This is a genomic window from Pseudomonas sp. efr-133-TYG-5, from assembly GCF_030209175.1.
Lineage (GTDB): Bacteria > Pseudomonadota > Gammaproteobacteria > Pseudomonadales > Pseudomonadaceae > Aquipseudomonas.
On record NZ_JARVSM010000004.1, the window covers coordinates 59,288 to 80,784 of the forward strand.

General features: G+C 63.0%; 19 protein-coding genes. 11 read left to right on the forward strand and 8 right to left on the reverse strand.

The annotated features are described in order from the left end of the window. Positions 1-19: 19 nt before the first annotated feature. The 6 genes from QRN70_RS15065 (at position 20) to QRN70_RS15090 (ending at position 7,000) form a co-directional block, all read left to right on the forward strand. The gene (locus QRN70_RS15065) at positions 20-631 is read left to right on the forward strand and encodes a c-type cytochrome (RefSeq protein WP_285418792.1); all 612 of its coding nucleotides are present in this window, start codon (positions 20-22) and stop codon (positions 629-631) included. A 200-nt stretch (positions 632-831) separates the two neighbouring features. Further along, positions 832-1,473 (forward strand): thiol:disulfide interchange protein DsbA/DsbL, encoded by a 642-nt coding sequence (locus QRN70_RS15070; RefSeq protein WP_285418793.1) that lies wholly within the window; start codon positions 832-834, stop codon positions 1,471-1,473. A 14-nt stretch (positions 1,474-1,487) separates the two neighbouring features. Then, positions 1,488-2,363: an endonuclease/exonuclease/phosphatase family protein gene (locus QRN70_RS15075; RefSeq protein ID WP_285418794.1), complete on the forward strand. Its 876-nt coding sequence runs from the start codon at positions 1,488-1,490 to the stop codon at positions 2,361-2,363. Next, entirely contained in the window at positions 2,364-4,430 is a 2,067-nt protein-coding gene (locus QRN70_RS15080; protein ID WP_285418795.1) for a diguanylate cyclase, read from the forward strand. It begins immediately after the preceding gene. Between the two features lie 100 nt (positions 4,431-4,530). After that, positions 4,531-5,310, forward strand: a complete 780-nt coding sequence (locus QRN70_RS15085) for an N-acetylmuramoyl-L-alanine amidase (protein ID WP_285418796.1) — start codon at positions 4,531-4,533, stop codon at positions 5,308-5,310. A 76-nt stretch (positions 5,311-5,386) separates the two neighbouring features. Continuing rightward, positions 5,387-7,000: an EAL domain-containing protein gene (locus QRN70_RS15090; protein WP_285418797.1), complete on the forward strand. Its 1,614-nt coding sequence runs from the start codon at positions 5,387-5,389 to the stop codon at positions 6,998-7,000. On the opposite strand, the gene QRN70_RS15095 is transcribed toward QRN70_RS15090, so the two are convergent. Together QRN70_RS15095 and algB are read right to left on the reverse strand one after the other, a co-directional pair. Further along, a complete protein-coding gene (locus tag QRN70_RS15095; protein WP_285418798.1) occupies positions 6,997-8,787 on the reverse strand; it encodes a KinB sensor domain-containing domain in 1,791 nt (596 codons plus the stop codon). The genes QRN70_RS15090 and QRN70_RS15095 overlap by 4 nt on opposite strands. A gap of 10 nt (positions 8,788-8,797) precedes the next feature. Then, the gene (gene algB, locus QRN70_RS15100; protein WP_025112294.1) at positions 8,798-10,144 is read right to left on the reverse strand and encodes a sigma-54-dependent response regulator transcription factor AlgB; all 1,347 of its coding nucleotides are present in this window, start codon (positions 10,142-10,144) and stop codon (positions 8,798-8,800) included. Between the two features lie 427 nt (positions 10,145-10,571). Between algB and QRN70_RS15105 the strand changes: the two genes are divergently transcribed. The 5 genes from QRN70_RS15105 to QRN70_RS15125 all read left to right on the forward strand — a co-directional run bounded on the left by QRN70_RS15105 (position 10,572) and on the right by QRN70_RS15125 (position 15,035). Further along, positions 10,572-10,859, forward strand: coding sequence for a hypothetical protein (locus QRN70_RS15105; RefSeq protein ID WP_285418799.1), 288 nt, complete (start codon positions 10,572-10,574; stop codon positions 10,857-10,859). Between the two features lie 77 nt (positions 10,860-10,936). Further along, complete coding sequence (locus QRN70_RS15110) at positions 10,937-11,101, forward strand: DUF1328 domain-containing protein (protein WP_003177151.1); 165 nt, start codon at positions 10,937-10,939, stop codon at positions 11,099-11,101. A gap of 2 nt (positions 11,102-11,103) precedes the next feature. After that, complete coding sequence (locus tag QRN70_RS15115; RefSeq protein WP_285418800.1) at positions 11,104-11,568, forward strand: inhibitor of vertebrate lysozyme family protein; 465 nt, start codon at positions 11,104-11,106, stop codon at positions 11,566-11,568. 704 nt (positions 11,569-12,272) lie between these two features. Next, positions 12,273-13,604, forward strand: coding sequence for a glutamate/aspartate:proton symporter GltP (gltP, locus tag QRN70_RS15120; protein WP_285418801.1), 1,332 nt, complete (start codon positions 12,273-12,275; stop codon positions 13,602-13,604). Positions 13,605-13,805: 201 nt separating this feature from the next. Then, positions 13,806-15,035 (forward strand): spore maturation protein, encoded by a 1,230-nt coding sequence (locus QRN70_RS15125; protein ID WP_285418802.1) that lies wholly within the window; start codon positions 13,806-13,808, stop codon positions 15,033-15,035. Positions 15,036-15,150: 115 nt separating this feature from the next. On the opposite strand, the gene QRN70_RS15130 is transcribed toward QRN70_RS15125, so the two are convergent. From QRN70_RS15130 to QRN70_RS15155, 6 genes are all read right to left on the reverse strand, one after another. Continuing rightward, positions 15,151-15,774: an ABC-type transport auxiliary lipoprotein family protein gene (locus tag QRN70_RS15130; RefSeq protein ID WP_285418803.1), complete on the reverse strand. Its 624-nt coding sequence runs from the start codon at positions 15,772-15,774 to the stop codon at positions 15,151-15,153. Then, on the reverse strand, positions 15,771-16,709 hold the full coding sequence (locus QRN70_RS15135) for an MlaD family protein (protein ID WP_285418804.1): 939 nt from the start codon (positions 16,707-16,709) through the stop codon (positions 15,771-15,773). The genes QRN70_RS15130 and QRN70_RS15135 overlap by 4 nt, the downstream gene beginning before the upstream one ends. Before the next feature lies 1 nt (position 16,710). Further along, positions 16,711-17,514 (reverse strand): ABC transporter ATP-binding protein, encoded by an 804-nt coding sequence (locus QRN70_RS15140; protein WP_285418805.1) that lies wholly within the window; start codon positions 17,512-17,514, stop codon positions 16,711-16,713. Beyond that, positions 17,511-18,659: an ABC transporter permease gene (locus QRN70_RS15145; RefSeq protein ID WP_285418806.1), complete on the reverse strand. Its 1,149-nt coding sequence runs from the start codon at positions 18,657-18,659 to the stop codon at positions 17,511-17,513. The genes QRN70_RS15140 and QRN70_RS15145 overlap by 4 nt, the downstream gene beginning before the upstream one ends. A 55-nt stretch (positions 18,660-18,714) precedes the next feature. Next, the gene (locus tag QRN70_RS15150) at positions 18,715-19,743 is read right to left on the reverse strand and encodes a DUF5924 family protein (protein WP_285418807.1); all 1,029 of its coding nucleotides are present in this window, start codon (positions 19,741-19,743) and stop codon (positions 18,715-18,717) included. Between the two features lie 191 nt (positions 19,744-19,934). Then, the gene (locus tag QRN70_RS15155; protein WP_285418808.1) at positions 19,935-21,326 is read right to left on the reverse strand and encodes a M16 family metallopeptidase; all 1,392 of its coding nucleotides are present in this window, start codon (positions 21,324-21,326) and stop codon (positions 19,935-19,937) included. Positions 21,327-21,497: the final 171 nt, after the last annotated feature.

The window sequence follows — 21,497 nt, forward strand, 5'->3', positions numbered from 1 at the left end:
GCCGTAGTTGGATTAGCTGATGAACAAATTGATCGTGAGTCTGCTGTTGACCGTGGGAATCTCCGGCATCGCCCATGCTGCAGGTGATGCAGCCGCTGGCCAGGCGAAAGCCGCCGTTTGCGGCGCCTGCCATGGCCCCGATGGCAACAGCATGGCGCCAAACTTTCCAAAACTGGCCGGACAGGGTGAACGCTACCTGACCAAGCAGCTGCACGACATCAAGTCGGGCAAGCGCACCGTTCTGGAAATGACCGGCCTGCTGACCAACCTGAGCGACCAGGACCTGGCCGATATCGCCGCCTACTTCGCCAGCCAGAAAGGCAGCGTCGGCGCCGCCGATCCGAAGATCGTCGCTCGCGGTGAAGCCCTGTTCCGTGGCGGCAACCTGGAAAAAGGCCTGCCAGCCTGCACCGGCTGCCACTCGCCGAATGGCGCCGGCAACGCCGCTGCCGGCTTCCCGCACCTGGGCGGCCAGCACGCGCAATACATCGCCAAGCAACTCACCGATTTCCGCAAGGAAGAGGCCGGCCGCAACAACGACGGCGACGCCATGCCGATGCGCACCATCGCCCGCAAACTGAGCGACGAAGACATCGCCGCGGTCTCCAGCTACATTCAGGGCCTGCACTAAAGGCCCTGGATCGGGCGTCGTCGGCGGTGCATATCGGCGGCAACGTTAACGCTCGATTAATCCGTCGCAGCAAGTATAAAAAGGGTGGCTTTGGCCGCCCTTTTTTGTGGCCGCTGCCGTTACACTACAGAACTCATGCCCGCCAGGATCTGTCTGAAAACAGGTCGCGCGAGGCGACCCAAATTGTCCAGGAGTAAAGCATGCGTAATCTGATCATCAGCGCCGCCCTCGTCGCTGCCAGCCTGTTCGGCGTGACGGCCCAGGCCGCCGAAGCCCCTGCTGCGCCTTACGTCGAACTGAGCAATCCGGTGCCGGTCGCCGTGCCTGGCAAGATCGAAGTGGTCGAGCTGTTCTGGTATGGCTGCCCGCACTGCTACGCCTTCGAACCGGTGATCAATCCGTGGGTCGAGAAACTGCCTTCCGACGTCAATTTCGTGCGCATCCCCGCCATGTTCGGCGGTCCTTGGGACGCCCACGGCCAGATGTTCCTGACCCTCGAAGCCATGGGTGTCGAACACAACGTGCACGCTGCGGTGTTCAATGCAATCCAGAAAGAACACAAGAAGCTGACCGACAAGAATGACATGGCCGACTTCCTCGCCACCCAGGGCGTGGACAAGGACAAGTTCCTCGCCACCTTCGATTCGTTCGCCATCAAGGGGCAGATCGTCAAGGCCCGCGAACTGGCCAAGAAGTACCAGATCTCCGGTGTACCGACCATGATCGTCAACGGCAAATACCGCTTCGACATCGGCTCTGCCGGTGGTGCCGAACAAGCCCTGCAACTGGCTGACCAACTGGTGGCCAAGGAGCGAGCGGCGAACAAGGCAGCCGCCAACTAAGCGCGGCAACCGCCATGCGCCGCTGGGGCACCGAACGACTCGTTGGCCTGCATGATCCGCAGGTCAACGAGCATCACCTGCAATCCACGGGCCTGCCTGCAGACAGCCGTCTGCGCTTGCTCAGCTTCAATATTCAGGTCGGCATCAGCACCGAGCGCTATCGGCACTACCTGACCCGCAGCTGGCAGCATCTGCTGCCGCACACCGGGCGCTCGAACAATCTGCAGAAGATCGGCAATCTGCTCGGCGACTTCGATCTGGTCGCCTTGCAGGAAGTCGATGGCGGCAGCCTGCGCTCAGGCTACGTCAATCAGGTCGAACACCTGGCCCATCTGGGCGCTTTCCCCTACTGGTACCAGCAACTCAATCGCAACCTCGGCAAACTGGCCCAGCACAGCAATGGCGTGCTCAGCCGGCTGCGTCCGTGGGCGATCGAGGACCATCCGCTGCCGGGTCCGAAAGGTCGCGGGGCGATTCTGCTGCGCTTCGGCGAAGGTCCCGAGTCGCTGGTGGTGGTGATGATGCACCTGGCGCTCGGCGCCCGGGTGCGCAACCTGCAGCTGGCCTATATCCGCGAGCTGATCGGTGGCTACAAGCACCAGGTGCTGATGGGCGACATGAACACCCATGCCAGCGACCTGCTGCAACACTCGCCGCTGCGCGACCTCGGCCTGCTGGCGCCGCAACTCGAGGCAACGTTCCCCAGCTGGCGCCCGCAGCGCTGCCTGGACCACATTCTGCTCAGCCCGACCCTGACCCTGGAAAAGGTCGAAGTGCTGGCCCAACCGATTTCCGATCACCTGCCGGTCGCGGTAGAGATTCGTCTGCCGGGTTCGCTCACGGCCGATGCATTGCCCGCGTTGAGTCCTGCCCCCTCGCGGATCCCTTGAATGAGCGACGAAGCCCAGCGCTGGAAAGAAAAGTACCTCAAAAGCATCGAACAACAGGAAAAGCTCGAACGTCGATGGGACGCCCGGCTCGACCTTCTGCGCCGAGGCCTGGTGCGCAGCACCCTGGCGGCGGAAGGCACCGACCGCGTGGTCGATCAATGCATGAAAGAGATGCGCGATGTGGTGCGCACCGATGACATGGACGCCGGCCTCGCCGCCCTGCTGCCGCGCCTGGAAAAAGCCGTGCTCGACTCCGAGCAACGCCGCGAAACGCGTATCGAACAAGTCAGCACCGCGCTGAACGCGCTGGTCAGCCAGTTGCAGGCCCTGCCATTGCCGCGCGAGGTGGCCCAGCCACTGAAGAAATTCGCCAAGCAACTGGACGGCCGTGTCAGCCAGGCACGGGAAATGCCGCTGTTGCTCAGTGAACTCAGCGGCTTGCAGGGCAAGGCGCTGCAGCAGCTGGAAACCCCGGCGGAACCCAGTCGCCCGGGCCTGCTGCAACGCCTGTTCGGCGGCCGGGACAACGAGGAAGCCGCAGCGCCGGACAGCGTCGCGGCAAACGCAACGCCGCCAACCGCGCTACAAGCGGCCCCGGCGGATTCCGAGGCCGCTGCCCCTGCCGAGCAAGCGGCGCACACCGCCGCGGACGCCGCCATCGAGGCTGAAGCTGTGGCGGTGGTCGCGCAATCGCCGGCCGCCGAGCCTGCCCGGCCCTCTGCGCCAGTCGTTGAGCCAGAGCCGGAAGTCGCGGCGTTCGAGCCCCCGGTCGTCCCCGCGGCAATCGAAACAGCCGCCACCGAACCCGAGCCGCAGCCTGTCGCTCAGGTGCTGCCCGCCACGCCGCTGACGCCAATCACGGTCAACCCCGACGAGCTGATCCACCCCGCTGACAGCCCGGCGCCGTTGATCCTCGACAGCCTGCCCCTGCCCGAGCCCATCGCCCAGGCCCTGGCAGCCATCGATCCGGAGCAGGCCGAGCACGACATTCTCTACGCCCTGCCGGATTCACCGGAGCCGTCCTACAGCTCGGTGGCCAGGCACATCGAAGACACCCTGATCGGTCTGCTGGATGACCTGACGCTGCCCGAGCGCCACCGTCCGCAGGCCGAGGCCATGCGTGATCGCCTGCAAAATGGTCTGAACTGGTACGAATTGCTGCCGATTCTCGACGATCTCGCGACGCTGATGCTGGCGATTACCGACAGCGGCCAGCACGAATTCGAAACCTACCTGCAACAACTCAATGAGCGCTTGGAGGCGTTTCAAAGCAATCTGCAGGCGGCCAGCGCCGGCCATGCCGACAACAGCTCGGCGGCGCGCGCCATGGACACGCAGATCCGTGAGCAGGTCGATGGTTTGCAGAGCAGTGTCCAGGATGCCGCCGATCTCGACGACCTCAAGCAAGTGCTGGAGAACCACCTCGAAGGCCTGCTGGGGACCATGGACCAGCACCAGAAGCAACGCGACGCCCGCGAACAGGAAGTCACGGCGCGCCTCAAGAGCCTGTCCGAGCGCGTAGCGCACATGGAGCAGGAAGCCCTCGGCTATCGCGAACACCTGGAAGAGCAGCGGCAGAAGGCGCTGGTCGACCCGTTGACCGGTCTGCCCAACCGCGCCGCGTGGAGCGAGCGCCTCGAGCACGAGATCGCCCAGTGGCAACAGCATGGCAACACCCTCAGCCTGGCCATGCTCGACCTCGATCACTTCAAGCGAATCAACGACAACTACGGCCACCTCGCTGGCGACAAGGTGTTGAAGATCATCGCCACGGTGCTGCGCAAGCGCCTGCGCAGCCATGATTTCATTGCCCGCTTCGGTGGCGAGGAATTCGTCCTGTTGCTCCCGGCTACTCCGCCGGCGGTCGGCGCCAAGCTGCTCGAGACCCTGCGCGCGGCCATCGAAGCCTGCCCGTTTCACTTCAAGGGTGAGCGAGTGACGATCACCCTTTCCATGGGGCTGGCGTCGTTCCGCCCGGGAGAACACAGCGATCTGGTGCTGAAAAGAGCCGATCAGGCGCTGTACCGGGCGAAAAACGCCGGACGCAATCGAGTGGAACTGGGCTAGGCAATTGTTCCATTTTGTTTAAATCGGCCCATTGGCGGTCGATGGGCGAGGCAGTACGTTACACTGTTGCATTATTGTTCTGTGTGTACTGCTGCCTGCCATGAAATTTCTCGCTCTCATCGCCTCGCTGCTGGTACTGGCCGGATGTGCCAGCGGCCCGCGTTACGACACCAGCCACCCTTCGGCCAATCACGACAGCCGCGTGCAGTTCGTGATCGTCCACTACACCTCTGCCTCCCTCGAACGCTCGCTGCAATTGCTGACGCGCGGCGAAGTCAGCAGCCATTACCTGATCGGCGACGACAAGAACGCCACGATTTACCAGCTGATGGACGAAAACCAGCGCGCTTGGCACGCCGGGGAAAGCGAGTGGCAGGGCCGTACCTGGCTCAACTCAAGCTCGATCGGCATCGAAATCGTCAACCCGGGCTTCAAGGACACCCCGACCGGGCGCCTCTGGTATCCGTACAGCGAAGCGCAGGTGCAGGCGCTGATCGTCCTGCTCAAGGACATCAGCAAACGCCAGGGCATCAGCCCGCGGCATATCATCGGCCATAGCGACATCGCCCCTCTGCGCAAGCTCGACCCGGGCCCACTGTTCCCGTGGAAGCGCCTGGCGGCCGAAGGCCTCGGTCTGTGGCCCAACGAGCAAGCGGTGGCGCGTCAACAGGCGCTGTTCAACGCCGAGTTGCCGAGCATCGGCTGGTTCCAGACGCAACTGGCACACCTTGGCTACGCGACGCCACAGACCGGTGAACTGGACGTTGCCACGCGCCACGTCCTCGCCGCGTTCCAGATGCACTATCGGCCCAGCCGCTTCGACGGCACGCCGGATGCGCAAACGGCGGCCCTGCTGTTGGTGCTTAACCAGACAAAATAATGACGCCCGCCCGACGGTCAGGGCGAAATCGTAATCAGCAGCTATAACTCATTGGTAATTCTTCGGATATTCCATGATGGTTGCTACCCGAGAGACGCTGCGTAGCTGGTTTTATCGCCCGTGGTTTTTGGCGATGATCGCGGCTGTCCTCAGCGCCAGCCTGCTGATCGCCGGCGGCATGTTCGTGGCAATGCGGCAGATCGAGCAGAGCGAAAGCCAGGAAATGAACGCGCAGGGCGAACGTTTCCTCGCCCGCCTCGAACAACTCTTCGGCCAGTTGCGCGAAAGCCTCGACGACCTCGAAGCCCAACCGTTGCGCAGTTGCGACGACGAGATGATCGCCACGCTGCAGCAGGTGACCTTCAACTATCGCTTTGTCTACGAAGCCGCCTATATGGACGCCTCGCGGATCTGCTCCAACCGGCCGCGCCAGGAAGGCTTGTCGGTGGTGCGCCCGCCGGACATCAAGGGCCCGACCTACAGCTACTGGCTGAACACCACCACCGAACCCGATGAAAATCGCGCCGCGCTGATGCTCGGGCGCGGCAACTTCCGCGTGGCCACTTCGCGCGGGCACCTGACCGACATGGTCGACCTGTCGCCCGGCAGCAGCCTGCTGGTGGTGCTGGATCACGGCAGCCGGGCGATTCCGGTGCTCGGCGTGGCCCAGGACTGGCCGCCGACCGAAGTGTGGCCGCCAAAAAGCCGCGACGCCCTGCAAGTGACCCAGACCCGGCTGATCTACCGGATGCGCACCGACAACCCGGAATACCAACTGGTCCTGATCACGCCGCGTACTGGCATGCACATTCCCACGGTGTGGTGGTGGATGGTGCCGGCGTGCCTGGTGCTGGGCGCGTTCGTGGGATTTTTCGTGTTCATGCTGGTACGCCAGCGTCAGTCGCTGGATGCCGAACTGAATGGCGCCATTCGCCGCGGCGAACTGCAGGTGCTGTATCAACCGATTTTCGACCTCGACAGCCGCAATTGCGTCGGCGCCGAGGCCCTGCTGCGCTGGCGCCGCCCGGACGGCACGCTGACCAGTCCGGATCTGTTTATCCCGATGGCGGAAAACACCGGGCAAATCCGCCAGATGACCGACTTCGTCCTGCAGCGCTTGCTCGAACAACTCGGGCCGGTGCTGCGCGCCAATCCGCAGCTGTATATTTCGGTCAACCTCGCGGCGTGCGACGTCATGGTGCCGCGCATCGGCCAGGTCATGGCGCGACTGTTGACCCTGCACCGGGTTGCAGCGCGGCAGATTGCCTTCGAGGTGACCGAGCGCGGCCTGATCGATGTGGTGGTGGCGCGGGAAAACCTGCAGGCGCTGCGCGATGTCGGCCATCAGGTGCTGATCGACGATTTCGGCACTGGCTATTGCAGCCTCGCCTACCTGCAGACCCTGCCGGTGGATTGCCTGAAGATCGATAAGGCCTTCATCGATGCCCTCGGACACGACGCCGCCAGCAGCGGCGTTGCCCCGCACATCATTCATATGGCTCAGGCGCTGGACCTGAAGGTGATCGCCGAAGGCATCGAGCACGAGGCGCAAGCGGTGTTTCTCAGCAGCGAGGGGGTCAAGTTCGGTCAGGGCTGGCTGTTCGCTCATGCGCTGAGCGCGGTGCAGTTCATCGAACTGATCACTCGCGGGCGGCGCCTGGCCGGGCGCCGCCTGGACGACGAAGCCTAGACCGCCAGCGCCATGTAGAACTGCGTGCCCTGCCCCGGCCGCGAATAAACGCCCATGCGCCCGCCATGCAGCTGGACGATTTCCTTGCACAAGGCCAGGCCCAGGCCGGCGCCGCCCTTCTTGCGTCCGACCTGGACAAACGGCTCGAAAATCCGTCCCTGCTGACCGTAGGCGATGCCCTCGCCGTTGTCTTCGACGCTGATGATCACCCGCTCGCCATGCCGCCGTGCCTGCAAGCGGATCAGCCCGTCACGCGCGGTATGTCGCAAGGCGTTGTCGATCAGGTTGTCGAGCACCCGCTCCAGCTGTGCCTGATCGGCCTGCAGGCGGGGCAACGTGCCCTGCACTTCGACATTCAAGGCAATGCCCTTCTCCGCGGCCTCGTCAGCGAACCGCAGGCGCGCCTGCTCCAGCAGGTCATCGATCGAACACGGTGCCAGGGTGAGTTTCTGCAAGCCGCTCTGATAGCGGGAGAAGTTCAACAGGTCGTTGATCAGTTGCATCAAGCGCTGCATTTCTTCATTGACGGTGTCGAGCAGATCGGACTCGCGCGAGTCCTCGGGGAATTTCGCCCGTTCACGGAACAGGCCGAACGCCATGTGCATGCCGGTCACCGGGGTGCGCAATTCGTGGGAGGCACGCAGCACGAACTCACTGCGCACGCGCTCGAAGGCCCGCTGCTCGGTGACATCGTGCAGCACCATCACCGCGCCGAGGATATGCCCCTGGGTATGGCTGACGGGGGTCAGGCTGTAGGTGAGCAGGCGCGATTCGCCATCGACCTCGATGCTCAAGTCTTCCGGCGCGCGCTCCAGCGTGCCGCCGCGCAGTACCAGTTGCAGCTGCGCGTCGAGTTCCGGGCGCTGCAACGCCGTGCCCAGGCCTTGACCGAAGCGGTCGCTGTCCCAGCCCAGTTGCCGCTGCGCCACCGGGTTCAAGTGCTCCAGATGCCCTTGGCGATCGATCATCAGCAGGCCGTCGTCGATGCTGTCGAGCACCGCCTGCAAGCGCTGTTGCCCGGCGAGCAGCTCATCGACATTCGTCGCCTGATGCTCGCGCAGGGCTTCGGCCATCATGCCGAAACGCCGGGTCAGCTGGTTCATCTCCATGGCCGAGGAAATCGGCAGGGTCACTTCGAAATTGCCCTGGCCGATGTTGTCCGCGGCTTTTGCCAGCGCCTCGATCGGCGCCCCGAAGCGTCGGGCGATGCCATGGGCGGTGACGAAACCGATGATCAGCACCGCCAAGCCCACCAGCCCGAGCAGCCCCGCCACCAGCAGGGCACGGTCACGGGCGTCATGCTGCACCGCGTTGATGTTGTCCAGGGCGTGCTTGTGCTCGGTGATCAGGCCGTTGCGCAGGGTATTGAAGCGCTCGCGCAGGTCGCCGTTACCGCTCAGGGCACTGGCCGGATCGTGGGACTGCTCGAACGTCTGCAGAAAACTCAGGTAATCGGCCTTGGCCTGGCTGAAGCCGTACTGCCGACCATCGCCCTCGCCTTCCTGGGCAATACCTTCATCGAGGAGCTGGAAGTAATGCTGCTTGGACGCTTCGAAGGCCACTGGATCGGGCTTTTCGGCCAGCATCATGATCAGTTGGTCGCCGAGGGTCTGGCGCAGTTTCAGGCCCAGGTCGAGGGTGACGAAGTTGTTGCGCACCAGCGCTTCCTGAGTCCCGGCCATCTGCAACACGCTGACCAGCCCGAGCAGCAGCCCGAGCAAGGCCACGGTGATCAGTGCGGAAATGCTCAGGAACAGGCGCGTGCGCAACTTCATCGCCAGTTTCATCGTCGCACGCTCACAGGTTGTACTGCTTGCGCTTGCGATACAGGGTCGAGGCGTCGATGCCCAGTGTCTTGGCCGCCTGGTCGAGGGTGCCGGCGGTCGCCAGGACGGCGCCGATGTGGGCTTTTTCCAGCTCATCGAGACTCAGCGCAGCGCCAACCCGCGGCGCGTTGTTGGCCGGTTGCTCGGCCATGCCGAGGTGGCTGATCTCGACGCGCTCCTGAGGACAGATGATGCTCGCTCGCTCGACCACGTTGCGCAGTTCACGAATGTTGCCCGGCCAGCGATAGCCGAGCAGCGCTTCGCGCGCCTCGTCGCTGAAGCCCCGCGCCGGACGTGCGTACTCTTTGACGAAGCGCGCGAGAAAGCGGTCGGCCAGGGTCAGGATGTCTTCGGCACGCTCGCGCAATGGCGGCAAGTGCAAGGTGATGACGTTGAGGCGATACAGCAAATCTTCACGGAAACGCCCGTCGCGCACCATGTCCTCAAGGTTGAGGTTGGTGGCGGCGAGAATCCGCACATCGGCGCGGCGGGTCACCGGATCGCCGACTCGTTCGTACTCCTTGTCCTGAATGAATCGCAGCAACTTTGGCTGCAAAGTCAGGGGAAAATCGCCGATCTCGTCGAGAAAAAGCGTGCCACCATCCGCCTGGTTGACGCGCCCGAGGGTACTCTCGCTGGCCCCGGTAAACGCACCGCGGCTGTGCCCAAAGAGCTCGCTTTCCATCAGCTCGGCGGTCAGCGACGGGCAGTTGATGGTGACGCAGGACTTCTTCTCGCGTTTGCTCCAGCCGTGGATGGCTCGGGCCAGTTCGCCCTTACCGGTACCGGATTCACCCAGAATAAGAATGTTGGCATCGGTACTGGCGACCTGGCGCGCGGTTTCCAGGACGACTTTCATCGCCGGGCTGTGGGAATCGAGGCCGTCCTTGGGCTTGCGGATCTCGCCTTCGAGGGCTTCGAGGCGCGCCGACAGTTGGCGCACCTCCAGTTGCTTGGCCGTGGCCAGGCGCAACTGGTCAGGGCTGCAAGGTTTGACCAGGTAATCGGCAGCGCCGGCCTGGATCGCGTCGACCGCAGTGTCGACTGCCGAGTGAGCGGTGACGATCACCACGCGCATCCACGGCGCCTGGATCCGCATCTGCGCCAGCACATCGAGACCGTTGTCTTCGCCCAGGCGCAAATCGAGGAAGCACAAGTCGAACACCTGACGCTGCAACAGCGCGTCGGCCTGGGCCGCACTGTTGGCGGTAGCTACCGTATAACCTTCGTCTTCGAGGCAGTAACGAAAGGTTCGCAGGATGGCGGATTCATCGTCCACCAGCAGAATGCGGCCTTGATGCTCAGTGGCAGATTCCATTTTTCCTACGCTCCATAGTGATTGGTCTTGGGTTAGTCCCGGAAAAATCGGGCAAGTTGCATGGTTGATTCTGAACGATGCCGGCTATAGGAGGGTAGCCCCCTCCTGCCTTTACGGCTAATACACTGATTTTTCTGATTTTTTAAACAATCACTCATTTGCAGGTGCTTGCCTGCGTCCTTTTCTGACATCCGCGCCCTGCTCTCAATTCAATAAGAATGAAATCTCCTACGAAATAATCGTGCATTACGCACGACGTTGGATGACCCATCGTGCAGGATGCGTCGCGATCGATTTTCATATCAATCGTAACTCATTGTTTTTATTGAGTATTTTTTTGATAAAAAACTGGCATGCAGGCTGCAATAGTCATCTCAGCCCGGGCAGAAACGAACTGCCCCAACCGAACAAGCGTGAGGAACCCAGGATGACTCGCCAACGTGCCGCCCAAGTGCGTATCTCGCCACTGCACATTCAGCAAGGTCTGTTTGGCGTGCTCGCGCTGCTGATCACCCTGATCGCCTGCCAGCAGTACCTGCGCTGGGAGAACAGCCAGCAGCCGGAAGCACCGCTGATCTCGATGCAGCATGCGACACAGAGCCATTTCAGCGCCGTTCGCAGCAGCCAGGCCGAGAGCGCCTCGATGCGCATGATGGATGTCGACCAGCCACAGCCGCTGGACCAGATGCCACGTGAGGAACGCTGGGTTTTCTAAGCACTTTTCAACCGGATTCGGGCGCCGACGCGCCAGGACACGCAACATCCCTAAATAGAGAAGTAAGGAGAATCACCATGTTGAGTTGGGCAATTACATTCCTGATCATTGCCATCATCGCTGCAGTACTGGGCTTCGGTGGTATCGCGGGCACCGCCACGGGTATCGCCAAGATTCTCTTTGTCGTGTTCCTGGTGATGTTCATCGCTTCCTTCTTCTTTGGCCGTCGCGGCCGAGGCTGACCATGAGTGCGTTGAAGACACTGGCAGCCGCCCTGCTTCTGGGCGGTAGTGCCATGGCGATGGCGGCCAATGATGGCCAGACGCGGGTCAACGAACTGTTGAGTTCCGACCCGCAATACAGGGAAACCTGGGAAGGCGTGGTGAAGAAGGAAGAACGCCTGCCGGAATGGGTGATGAACCTCTCCGGCGCGCCTGACCAGCAGATGAATGCCGTCACTGAAGACGGCGACAAGTACCTGGTAGGCCCTCTCTGCGAAAGCCAGGAGAAGTGCCTGAACCATCGCTTGATCGTCGCCTTCAGCTTCGACAAGAAAGATGCTTACGCCATGCTCGTCGATGTGCCCGAGGGCCTGCCGGCCGACAAGTCGCCTACCCGACATGCGACCTACCGCTTCCTCGGCAAGCCTGACCAGGGCATGCAGGATCTGTTGATGGAAACATTGAAGAAAGATCCGAACTGGTACTGAGTTTCGAACATGAGGGCAGCGGCCTCGCTGCCTTCCATTGCGCCAGCCCGAGGAAGGCTGGCGCATGACCAGGGGGCCGGGACGTTCTGACTGTTGCAGGGTCGGAGTGACCTACGGGTACAGGGAGTGCCTGCGCTGAGGGCCGGGTCAGGGTAAAAGCTGCGACGCAAGTTCGCCCGCCCTCAGTGGCGCGACGGACTTGCGAAGGGCTTTGTCCACTACAAAACGTTGATCCAGAGCGCTCTGCTCGTCTTTTTTCCCGGCAAACTGCCGGCGAAACCATTTCGCAGTGTTTCCAGTCGACCGTATATCGACAAACCAGCCGAATGAACGGTCGGACTTTTTGCCTCCAAACGTAGGCTTTTTCCGAAATTTCCGACTAAATTCAGTTGCTCAAAAAACAGCCAATTCACGCTGAGATGGCCGGTTCACGGCACTTATGCCTGCCGAAATGTCGTATTCGAACCGGTTGGGACGCCAGTTTCAGTTGAAAAAGCTCATGCCGATTCGGCATAGGGTAGGCGTTTACGGCATTAGACGTCGCAACCCCGCATCGGAATAGTTGCGCCTTTTTTCGCCTGCCGGAGAGCCGCCAACACGCGCCCCGGGGCACCTTATACGGAGGCAGATGCACAGACTTTTCCGCTAAAGAGCGTTCCAGTTCCTGCATGTGCCTGAGTCAAACGCAAGTAAGGGTAAAGATAATGAAGAAGGCAAAACTCAGCCTCGCCTGGCAGATCCTCATCGGTCTGGTGCTAGGGATTGCAATTGGTGCGTTGCTCAACCATTTCAGTGCCGAGAAAGCCTGGTGGATCAGCAACGTCCTGCAACCGGCAGGCGATATCTTTATCCGTCTGATCAAGATGATCGTGATCCCGATCGTCATCTCCTCGCTGATCGTCGGCATCGCCGGCGTGGGCGACGCCAAGAAACTCGGGCGGATCGGCCTGAAGACCATCATCTACTTCGAAATCGTCACCACCATTGCCATCGTCGTCGGCCTGCTGCTGGCCAACCTGTTCCACCCGGGTGCAGGCATCGACATGAGCACCCTGGGCACCGTGGACATCTCCAAGTACCAGGCCACCGCCGCCGAAGTGCAGCATGAACACGCGTTCATCGAGACCATTCTCAACCTGATCCCGTCGAACATCTTCGCGGCCATGGCACGCGGCGAGATGCTGCCGATCATCTTCTTCTCCGTGCTGTTCGGTCTCGGTCTGTCGAGCCTGCAGTCGGACCTGCGCGAGCCGCTGGTGAAGATGTTCCAGGGCGTCTCGGAAAGCATGTTCAAAGTCACCCACATGATCATGAACTACGCCCCGATCGGCGTATTCGCCCTGATCGCGGTGACCGTGGCCAACTTCGGCTTCGCCTCGCTGCTGCCGCTGGCCAAACTGGTGATCCTGGTTTACGTCGCCATCGCCTTCTTCGCCTTCGTCGTGCTGGGCCTGATCGCCAAGCTGTTCGGCTTCTCCGTGATCAAGCTGATGCGCATCTTCAAGGATGAGCTGGTGCTGGCCTACTCCACGGCGTCCTCGGAAACCGTGCTGCCACGGGTGATCGAGAAGATGGAAGCCTATGGCGCGCCGAAAGCCATCTGCAGCTTCGTGGTGCCGACCGGTTACTCGTTCAACCTCGACGGTTCGACCCTGTACCAGTCCATCGCGGCGATTTTCATTGCCCAGCTGTACGGCATCGACCTGTCGATCAGCCAGCAACTGCTGCTGGTGCTGACCCTGATGGTCACCTCCAAAGGCATCGCCGGTGTCCCGGGCGTATCGTTCGTGGTGCTGCTGGCGACCCTGGGCAGCGTCGGCATTCCGCTGGAAGGCCTGGCATTCATCGCCGGTGTCGACCGCATCATGGACATGGCGCGCACCGCGCTCAACGTGATCGGCAACGCCCTGGCGGTACTGGTCATCGCCCGCTGGGAAGGCATGTACGACGACGCCAAGGGCCAGCGCTACTGGAACTCCCTGCCACACTGGCGCAGCAAGGAAAAACTGCCGGCTGGCGAAATCTCCAAGCCTTGATGCAAACCCCTGTGGGAGCGAGCTTGCTCGCGAAGAGGCCGGCACATCCAACAATTAGGTTGATTGACACACCGCCTTCGCGAGCAAGCTCGCTGCCACAGTGATTGAGGCAAGCCTTACCACAAACCCCGGAGCAATCCGGGGTTTGTCGTTTCTGGCGACCCCGCTATCATTCGCCGCATCTTCCGGGGGATTTGACTGATGCTTAATGGCCTGTGGCTTGGCTTCTTCATCGTGGCAGCCGTGTCGGCACTGGTGCAGTGGCTGGTCGGCGGTAACGCCGGGATCTTCGCGGCGATGGTGGAAAGCATCTTTGCCATGGCCAAGCTCTCGGTCGAGGTCATGGTGCTGCTGTTCGGCACGCTGACCCTGTGGCTGGGTTTCCTGCGCATCGCCGAGAAGGCCGGAATCGTCGAGTGGCTGGCGAAAGTGCTGGGCCCGCTGTTCCTGCGCCTGATGCCGGAAGTCCCGGCGGGGCACCCGGCGCTGGGTCTGATCACGCTGAACTTCGCCGCCAACGGTCTGGGCCTGGACAACGCCGCCACGCCGATCGGCCTCAAGGCCATGAAGGCACTGCAGGAACTCAACCCCAGCAGCACCATCGCCAGCAACGCGCAGATCCTGTTCCTGGTGCTCAACGCGTCCTCGCTGACCCTGCTGCCGGTGACGATCTTCATGTACCGCGCCCAGCAAGGCGCGCCGGATCCGACCCTGGTGTTCCTGCCGATCCTGCTGGCCACCAGTTGCTCGACCATCGTCGGCTTCCTCTCGGTGGCATTCATGCAGCGCCTGCGCATCTGGGACCCGGTGGTGCTGGCCTATCTGATTCCCGGGGCGCTGATCCTTGGCGGCTTCATGGCGTTGCTGGCGACGATGTCGGCCACGGCGCTGGCCGGCCTGTCGTCGATTCTCGGCAACCTGACGCTGTTCGGCCTGATCATGCTGTTCCTGGTGATCGGCGCGCTACGCAAGGTCAAGGTCTACGAGGCCTTCGTCGAGGGCGCGAAGGAGGGCTTCGACGTCGCCAGGAACCTGCTGCCGTATCTGGTGGCGATGCTCTGCGCGATTGGTGTGCTGCGTGCCTCCGGAGCGCTGGACTTCGGTCTGGACGGCATTCGTCATCTGGTGCAGTGGGCCGGTTGGGACACGCGCTTCGTCGACGCGCTGCCAACGGCAATGGTCAAGCCGTTCTCCGGCAGTGCGGCGCGGGCGATGCTCATCGAAACCATGAAAACCTCGGGCGTCGACAGCTTCCCGGCGCTGGTGGCAGCGACGATCCAGGGCAGCACCGAAACCACGTTCTACGTGCTGGCGGTGTACTTCGGTGCGGTGGGGATCCAGCGTGCGCGGCACGCGGTGGGCTGTGCGTTGCTGGCTGAGCTGGCCGGGGTGATCGGCGCCATTGGCGTCTGCTACTGGTTCTTCGGCTGAGAGTGAGCCGTGTGGGAGCTGGCTTGCCAGCGATGAGGGCAGCACATCCACAATCGCTGTTGTCTGACACACCGCCATCGCGGGCAAGCCCGCTCCCACAGCGATTGCGCTGGGCTCAAGGTCTTGAGGGCGCGAGTTTCTGGCCTTGATCTACAGCCCATGCGACAACCTTGGCCGTCAGCCGATCGCTGGCCTGGCCAAACCCGGCAACTACCGCCGGCACCTGCACATCCTGCAATGGCTGACGCTCCTCAAAGCGGCGGCTGGCGAGGATGCGCTGGTCATAACCACGCACCAGCACGGCATCGAGGCGCACCACGACGCTGGCCTGGCTGCCCTGGTACTCCGTCTGGAACGCCTGCAGGTTGCCGCCCAACTCCAGATCGGCGGCAAAGTTGCTGTCATCGGTGCTCAGCAGCGTCACCCGGCCATCGCGCTGGAAACCGTCCAGCAGCCGATTGCGCAGCAGCACCGGCGCCGGATCGCTCCAGCGCGAGGCCTTGTAGCTGCTGATCACGTCACCCTGGGGAATCACCGCGATGTTCGGCCGGTTCAGGGCTTCGCTGGCCTGCAGTTTGTTCAGTCGCAGCGACCACGGCTGAGCCGCCACCGCGCCGGTCGAGGCGGACGCCTGGGCGCTCGGCAGGCGATAGACATCCGCCGGTTCCGACTTGGGCAGGATCGAGCACGCGGCAATCAGGCTGAAACCGGCGAGGAGGGCGAGACGAGTCGGCTTCATGGGGTGAACTCCTTGTTCTTGTCACTGCCCAGCAGGTAACCGCTGGGGTTGGCCTCCAGGCGTTGGGAGATGGCGCGCAGCGAGGTCAGGGTTTCGCGCAGTTCGCGAATCGCCGGGGCCAGGCCATTGAGGCCCTGCATGCCGTTGTCGAGGGAGTTCTGGTTCTTGCTGAGCAAGCCGTTGATGGTGGCGCTGCTCTGCTCCAGGGATTTCATCGCCTGCTCGGCGCTGCCCAGGGCCTGCTTGCCCTGGTCGGTGAGCAGGCCGTTGGCGTTGCGCATCAGCGCCGACGTCTGTTCGAGCATGTTGCCGGCCTGTTTGCCGACCGTCGCCAGTTGCTGCATGGCCTGGCGCAGGTCGCCACGCTGGTCGTTGATCGAGCCGGTGGTCTGTTCGAGGTGGGCGAGGGTGTTGCTGACGCGCTCGACGTTCTCTGCCGAGAACATGTGATTGGCGTTGTTCAGCAGGGCGCTGATGCCGCTCATCAAATCGTTGCTGTCATTGAGCAGCCGCGAGATCGGCGAGGGCGAGGCGACGATGATCGGCAGCTTGCCGTCATGGCCGCGCAGTTTCGGGCTCTGCGGCGTGCCGCCACTGAGCTGGATGATCGACGTGCCCGTGATGCCGGCCAGCGCCAGTTTGGCCTGGGTATCTTCCTTGACCGGGGTGTCGCCGCCGAGGCGAATGCGCGCCAGCACCCGGCGTGGGTCCTCGGGGTCGAGGCGCAGGCTGACCACGTCGCCGACCTTGATCCCGCTGTATTGCACCGGGCTGCCCTTGGACAAGCCGCTGACGGCCTCGTTGAAGACGATTTCGTAATCCTTGAACTCGGTATCGACACTCGACTTGGCCAGCCACAGGCCGAAGAGCAGGGCGCCCGCCACCACAATCACCGTGAACAGGCCGATCAATACATGATGGGCTCGGGTTTCCATGTCAGACCTCGTTGAGCAGTTTGGCGGCGTCCAGCGCCGAGCGGCCGCGAGGGCCGTGGAAATATTCGTGAATCCACGCGTCGTCGGTTTGCGCAACGACATCGATGGGGCCGGCCACCAGCACTTTCTTCTGTGCCAGCACCGCCACCCGGTCGGTGATGGTGTACAGCGTGTCGAGGTCGTGGGTCACCAGGAACACGCTCAGGCCCAGCGCATCGCGCAGGGTCAGGATCAACTGGTCGAACGCCGCCGCGCCAATCGGATCGAGGCCGGCGGTGGGCTCGTCGAGAAACAGAATATCCGGATCCAGCGCCAGCGCCCGGGCCAGCGCCGCGCGTTTGATCATGCCGCCGGACAGCGAGGCGGGGTACTTGTCCGCCGCCGACAGCGGCAACCCGGCCAGCGCCAGTTTCACCGCCGCCAGGTGCTCGGCGTCGTCCCGGCTCAGGCCGGCGTGCTCGATCAGCGGCAGGGCAACGTTCTCGGTCACCGTCAGCGAGGAGAACAGCGCGCCTTTCTGGAACAGCACGCCGAAGCGCCGTTCGATGAGCGAGCGCTCGTGCTCGGGCAGGCTCGGCAGGTTCTGGCCAAACACCTTGACCATGCCCTCGCTCGGCCGGCGCAGGCCGACAATGCTGCGCAGCAGCACCGATTTGCCGCTGCCGGAACCACCGACCACGGCGAGAATTTCGCCTTTGTACAGATCCAGGTCGAGGTTCTCGTGCACGCTCTGGCTGCCAAAGCGATTGCTCAGGCCTCGGACTTCGATGACCGCCTCGGACGGTGCGCGGGGTAGACGACTCACCAGCCCATCTCCATGAAGAACAGCGCGGCCACCGCATCGAGCACGATCACCACGAAAATCGACTGCACCACGCTGGAGGTGGTGTGGGCGCCGACCGATTCGGCGCTGCCGCTGACTTTGAACCCTTCCAGGCAGCCGATCGCCGCAATCAGGAAGGCGAAGATCGGCGCCTTCACCAGGCCGACCAGGAAATGCTGGATGCCGATGTCCGATTGCAGCAGCGCCAGGAACATCGCCGGGGAAATCCCCAGCGACACCGCGCAGACCACACCGCCGCCGACAATCCCGCAAATCATCGCCAGAAAGGTCAGCATCGGCAGCGCCACCAGCAGCGCCAGCACGCGCGGCACCACCAGCAACTCCATGGGATCGAGGCCGAGGGTGCGGATCGCGTCGATCTCTTCGTTAGCCTTCATCGAGCCGATCTGCGCGGTGAAGGCACTGGCGGTGCGCCCGGCCATCAGGATCGCGGTGAGCAGCACGCCGAATTCGCGCAGAAAGGCGAACCCGACCAGATCCACGGTAAAGATACTGGCGCCGAAACTGGCCAGTACCGTGGCGCCGAGGAACGCCACCACCGCGCCGACCAGGAACGTCAGCAGCGCCACGATCGGCGCGGCGTCGAGGCCGGTCTGTTCGATGTGCGCGATCATCGGCGTGATCCGCCAGCGCCGGGGCCGGAACAGGTTACGGGCGATGGTTTCGAGGATCAGGCCGACGAAGCCGAGCAGCTGCAGGGTGTCTTGCCACACTGTGTCGACGGCGCGGCCGATGCGGGTCAGCAGTTGCACGCTGACGCTGATTTCCGGCTCCTTGAGCGGCACGCAGAAATCGCTCAACGAGCAATACACGGTTTGCAGCAGCGCACGATCGGCAGCAGAGAGGGTGCAATCGGGGTGTTCGGCGGACTTGCCCAGACGCTCGGAACCCAGCAGCTCGACCAGCAGCGAGGCGCCGGCGGTGTCGAGGGCGCCGAGGCCGTTGAGATCGATCGGGGTATTGCCGTCGTACTGGCCGTGGAGCTTGGCGCTCAGGTGCTTGAGGTCGGCGTAATGGGCAAGCGTCCAGTCCCCGGTGACCCGCAGGCGGGCAGGGGTGAGCGAGGTGTCCAGGTGGGCACTGCCGGCCATTGGGCTGCTGGTCATAAGCTCCGTGCTTGTTCGGCTGAATACGCGAACCTACGTAATAGCACGAACCGGATTACTTTTCTTTGGTCGGTGTGCTGTCCGTGACCTCGAAGCGCAGCACACCGATCACCTGGCCATCTTCGGTCAGCACGCGCACCTGCCAGTTGCCCGCCGGATTGCCGGGGAAGTTCTGCTTGTGCGTCCACGCCCGGTAGCCTTCCTTGCGCCCGCCGTGGATGTCGAGGGCGATGCGGTCGACCTCTTTGCCGTCGAACTGCCAGACGTGATAGATCCGCTCATCGAGGCCGCGCGGCGCGTTGATGGCGGTGTAGGCATAGAGCCCGCCGTTGCGGATCTGCTCGGCGCTGACGGTGTCGAGGCTGGCACCGGGGGTGCGGTCCTGCAGCTGGGTGCTGATTGCCACGTCGGTCATCCAAAGCGTGGCCGGCGGCACCCACGAGCGCAAAACCCAGCCGACGCCACCGATACCGACGGTGATGCTGAGGATCGCCAGGGCATTGCGCAGCGTGCGGATCGGAAAGATCGACGCCAGGCTGGGGAACGACAGCGCCACGGCGATCCCCAGCGCCCACTTGAAGCTCTGCGCAGTGGTCAGGTGCATGATCACCGGCAAAGCGGTGAGCAGCGCGGCGAACAGGGTCAGGGTATGCAGCGCGAGGAACGCCCAGCGCCGCGGCGCCAGCCATTTGTAGTAGAGCGGATCGACGATCGAAATCAGCGCCGCCACGCTCAACAGCCCGGTGAAGATCAGCTGGCCGCTGTTCCAGGTGGTGGTGATGAAGAAAAACGGCAGGACGAAAAACAGGCTTTCCTGGTGAATCATCTGCGTCGCGTAGCGCAGCAGCGGTTGCGGAATCTCGCGCTTGAACACCCGGGCGAACAGACCGGTCAGGGTGTTTTCCAGCATCAGCCAGATCCAGCTGAGCAGCATGATGATGGTGATCCAGCTGGCCAGCCCCTGTTGCCGGTCGACGAGGATGAAACTGCCGACCCCGGAGATGAAACCACCGAGCGCAATGACCCCGGGATAGCGCTTCATCAGTTCAAGGATGCGCTGGATCAGTTGGGGCAGTTTCGGCATGGGCGCAGTTCACGACTTGAGGGGAAAAAAACCTCGACAGAGTACCGCTGGCAGAGCGGTGTGGCGAGGCTGCCGGTCAGTAAATTCACCGCCCTCCCTGTGGCAGCGAGTTTGCTCGCGAAGGCGGCGGGTCAGTCACCACTTTTGTTGAATGACACACCGCTTTCGCGAGCAGGCTCGCTCCCACAAGGTCAATGTCCGGCAGGTTTTCGGCGGTGGTGCAATCGCCAGCCGAGCAGGATCAGCAGCAACAAAAAGATACCGCCGCCGATCAGCCACAACACCTGGTCGTCGCTGAGCAGCGGTTTCTCGATGCGCAGATAGCCCGGCTGCAGCAGCAACTCGCGCATGGCCTTGTTCGCCGTCTCCAGCGTCACCCCTTGCAGCTCGCGGGCCGGGTCGGTGAAGCGGCCGTCCTCGTAGTCACCGAGGGCACTCCAGTAATAGTCGGCGAGGGCGCTGTTGCCCTGCACCGCCCAGGCCTGATGGGCGATGGCGGCCTGCTTGAGCCGGGCGAAGGTGTCGGCATCGAGGCCGTTTTTCAGCAGGTCGGCCTTGAGCGCTTCGAGCACCTGCTGGGCCTCAGCGATATCGGCGCGATCCAGATCGGCGTTGAGGCTCATGAAGCCGACGCCGCCGAACACCTCGCGCTCGGCCCACGGCCCGTACGACAGGCTGTGGTTCAGGCGCAACTGGCGATACAGCGCCCAGTCCAGGTAATCCTTGAGCAGGTCGAAGGTTTCGTCGTACTGATCGTCCAGCACCGGCTCCGGCACCAGCCAGTGCAGCTTGGCGCTGTCGCCGATGAACCCGCGCATCAGCGTGCGTTCATGGGCGGCGCTGGCGCGAATGTCCGGCAGTGGCCGGTGTTCGCTGGGGTCGACGGCCTCGAGCGCGCCCCAGGAGCGTTCCAGGTAGGCCGGCAGCAGTTTGTCGAGCTCACCGACCACGATCAGGGTCATGTTGTTCGGTGCGTACCAGGCCTTGCGTACCTTCTCCAGTTGTTCCTGGGTCAGGTGGTCGACCTCGGCGCGCTGCGGGCATTTGAGGCCCAGCTCGACCGCCAGCTGATTGCTCGCCGAGTGGCCCAGGTCCTGGCGGTCGAGGAAGCGGCGCAGGCGCGTGTAATGGCCGCCGTCCTCGCGCTCGACCACGCGTTTGGCGGCGTTGATCGCGTTGTCGTCGATGCGCGTCTGGGTCAGCAGGTCGAGCAGCAGGTCGAGCACCTTGCGCTGATTCTTCGCCGGTGCCTCGATGACAAACGTGGTGTCGGCGTTGCTGGTGAAGGCGTTCCAGTCGCCGCCGAGGGCCTGCATGCGCTCTTCCAGGCCACCTTCGCCGGTGGCATCGATGCCGCTGAACAGCAAGTGCTCGAGCAGGTGCGGCAGCTCTTTTTCATCGCAGTCGAAATCGTCGAGACCGACACCCACCACCAGGCGAATCGCCACATGGCCGCGCTCAGTACCGGGCTTGAGCAGCAGTTGCAGGCCGTTGGGCAGGGCATAGCCTTCGACCTGAAATCGATCAATGGCGAAGGCGGGCAGGGAACCGAGCAACAGACAGGCGAACAACAGGCAACGCATAACAGTCTTCCGTACGGCTGATTTGGAGATCCGTGTTGTCAGTCATGGCCCCATCGCTGGCAAGCCAGCTCCCACAAGGCGGCGTTCACGAAACCCTGTGGGAGCTGGCTTGCCAGCGAAAGCGGCCTTGAGGCTGAACTCTGAGTTACTGACTGACCCCAGCCCCAGACG

What these genes read in the sequence shown, in the direction of transcription:
- QRN70_RS15075 (WP_285418794.1), top strand. Translation starts at nt 1,488, where the DNA reads ATGCGCCGCTGGGGCACCGAACGACTCGTTGGCCTGCATGATCCGCAG.
- QRN70_RS15070 (WP_285418793.1), top strand. Translation starts at nt 832, where the DNA reads ATGCGTAATCTGATCATCAGCGCCGCCCTCGTCGCTGCCAGCCTGTTC.
- QRN70_RS15135 (WP_285418804.1), bottom strand. Translation starts at nt 16,709, where the DNA reads ATGGAAACCCGAGCCCATCATGTATTGATCGGCCTGTTCACGGTGATT.
- QRN70_RS15105 (WP_285418799.1), top strand. Translation starts at nt 10,572, where the DNA reads ATGACTCGCCAACGTGCCGCCCAAGTGCGTATCTCGCCACTGCACATT.
- QRN70_RS15155 (WP_285418808.1), bottom strand. Translation starts at nt 21,326, where the DNA reads ATGCGTTGCCTGTTGTTCGCCTGTCTGTTGCTCGGTTCCCTGCCCGCC.
- QRN70_RS15145 (WP_285418806.1), bottom strand. Translation starts at nt 18,659, where the DNA reads ATGACCAGCAGCCCAATGGCCGGCAGTGCCCACCTGGACACCTCGCTC.
- QRN70_RS15095 (WP_285418798.1), bottom strand. Translation starts at nt 8,787, where the DNA reads ATGAAACTGGCGATGAAGTTGCGCACGCGCCTGTTCCTGAGCATTTCC.
- gltP (WP_285418801.1), top strand. Translation starts at nt 12,273, where the DNA reads ATGAAGAAGGCAAAACTCAGCCTCGCCTGGCAGATCCTCATCGGTCTG.
- QRN70_RS15115 (WP_285418800.1), top strand. Translation starts at nt 11,104, where the DNA reads ATGAGTGCGTTGAAGACACTGGCAGCCGCCCTGCTTCTGGGCGGTAGT.
- QRN70_RS15085 (WP_285418796.1), top strand. Translation starts at nt 4,531, where the DNA reads ATGAAATTTCTCGCTCTCATCGCCTCGCTGCTGGTACTGGCCGGATGT.
- QRN70_RS15130 (WP_285418803.1), bottom strand. Translation starts at nt 15,774, where the DNA reads ATGAAGCCGACTCGTCTCGCCCTCCTCGCCGGTTTCAGCCTGATTGCC.
- QRN70_RS15065 (WP_285418792.1), top strand. Translation starts at nt 20, where the DNA reads ATGAACAAATTGATCGTGAGTCTGCTGTTGACCGTGGGAATCTCCGGC.
- QRN70_RS15110 (WP_003177151.1), top strand. Translation starts at nt 10,937, where the DNA reads ATGTTGAGTTGGGCAATTACATTCCTGATCATTGCCATCATCGCTGCA.
- QRN70_RS15125 (WP_285418802.1), top strand. Translation starts at nt 13,806, where the DNA reads ATGCTTAATGGCCTGTGGCTTGGCTTCTTCATCGTGGCAGCCGTGTCG.
- QRN70_RS15080 (WP_285418795.1), top strand. Translation starts at nt 2,364, where the DNA reads ATGAGCGACGAAGCCCAGCGCTGGAAAGAAAAGTACCTCAAAAGCATC.
- algB (WP_025112294.1), bottom strand. Translation starts at nt 10,144, where the DNA reads ATGGAATCTGCCACTGAGCATCAAGGCCGCATTCTGCTGGTGGACGAT.
- QRN70_RS15090 (WP_285418797.1), top strand. Translation starts at nt 5,387, where the DNA reads ATGGTTGCTACCCGAGAGACGCTGCGTAGCTGGTTTTATCGCCCGTGG.
- QRN70_RS15150 (WP_285418807.1), bottom strand. Translation starts at nt 19,743, where the DNA reads ATGCCGAAACTGCCCCAACTGATCCAGCGCATCCTTGAACTGATGAAG.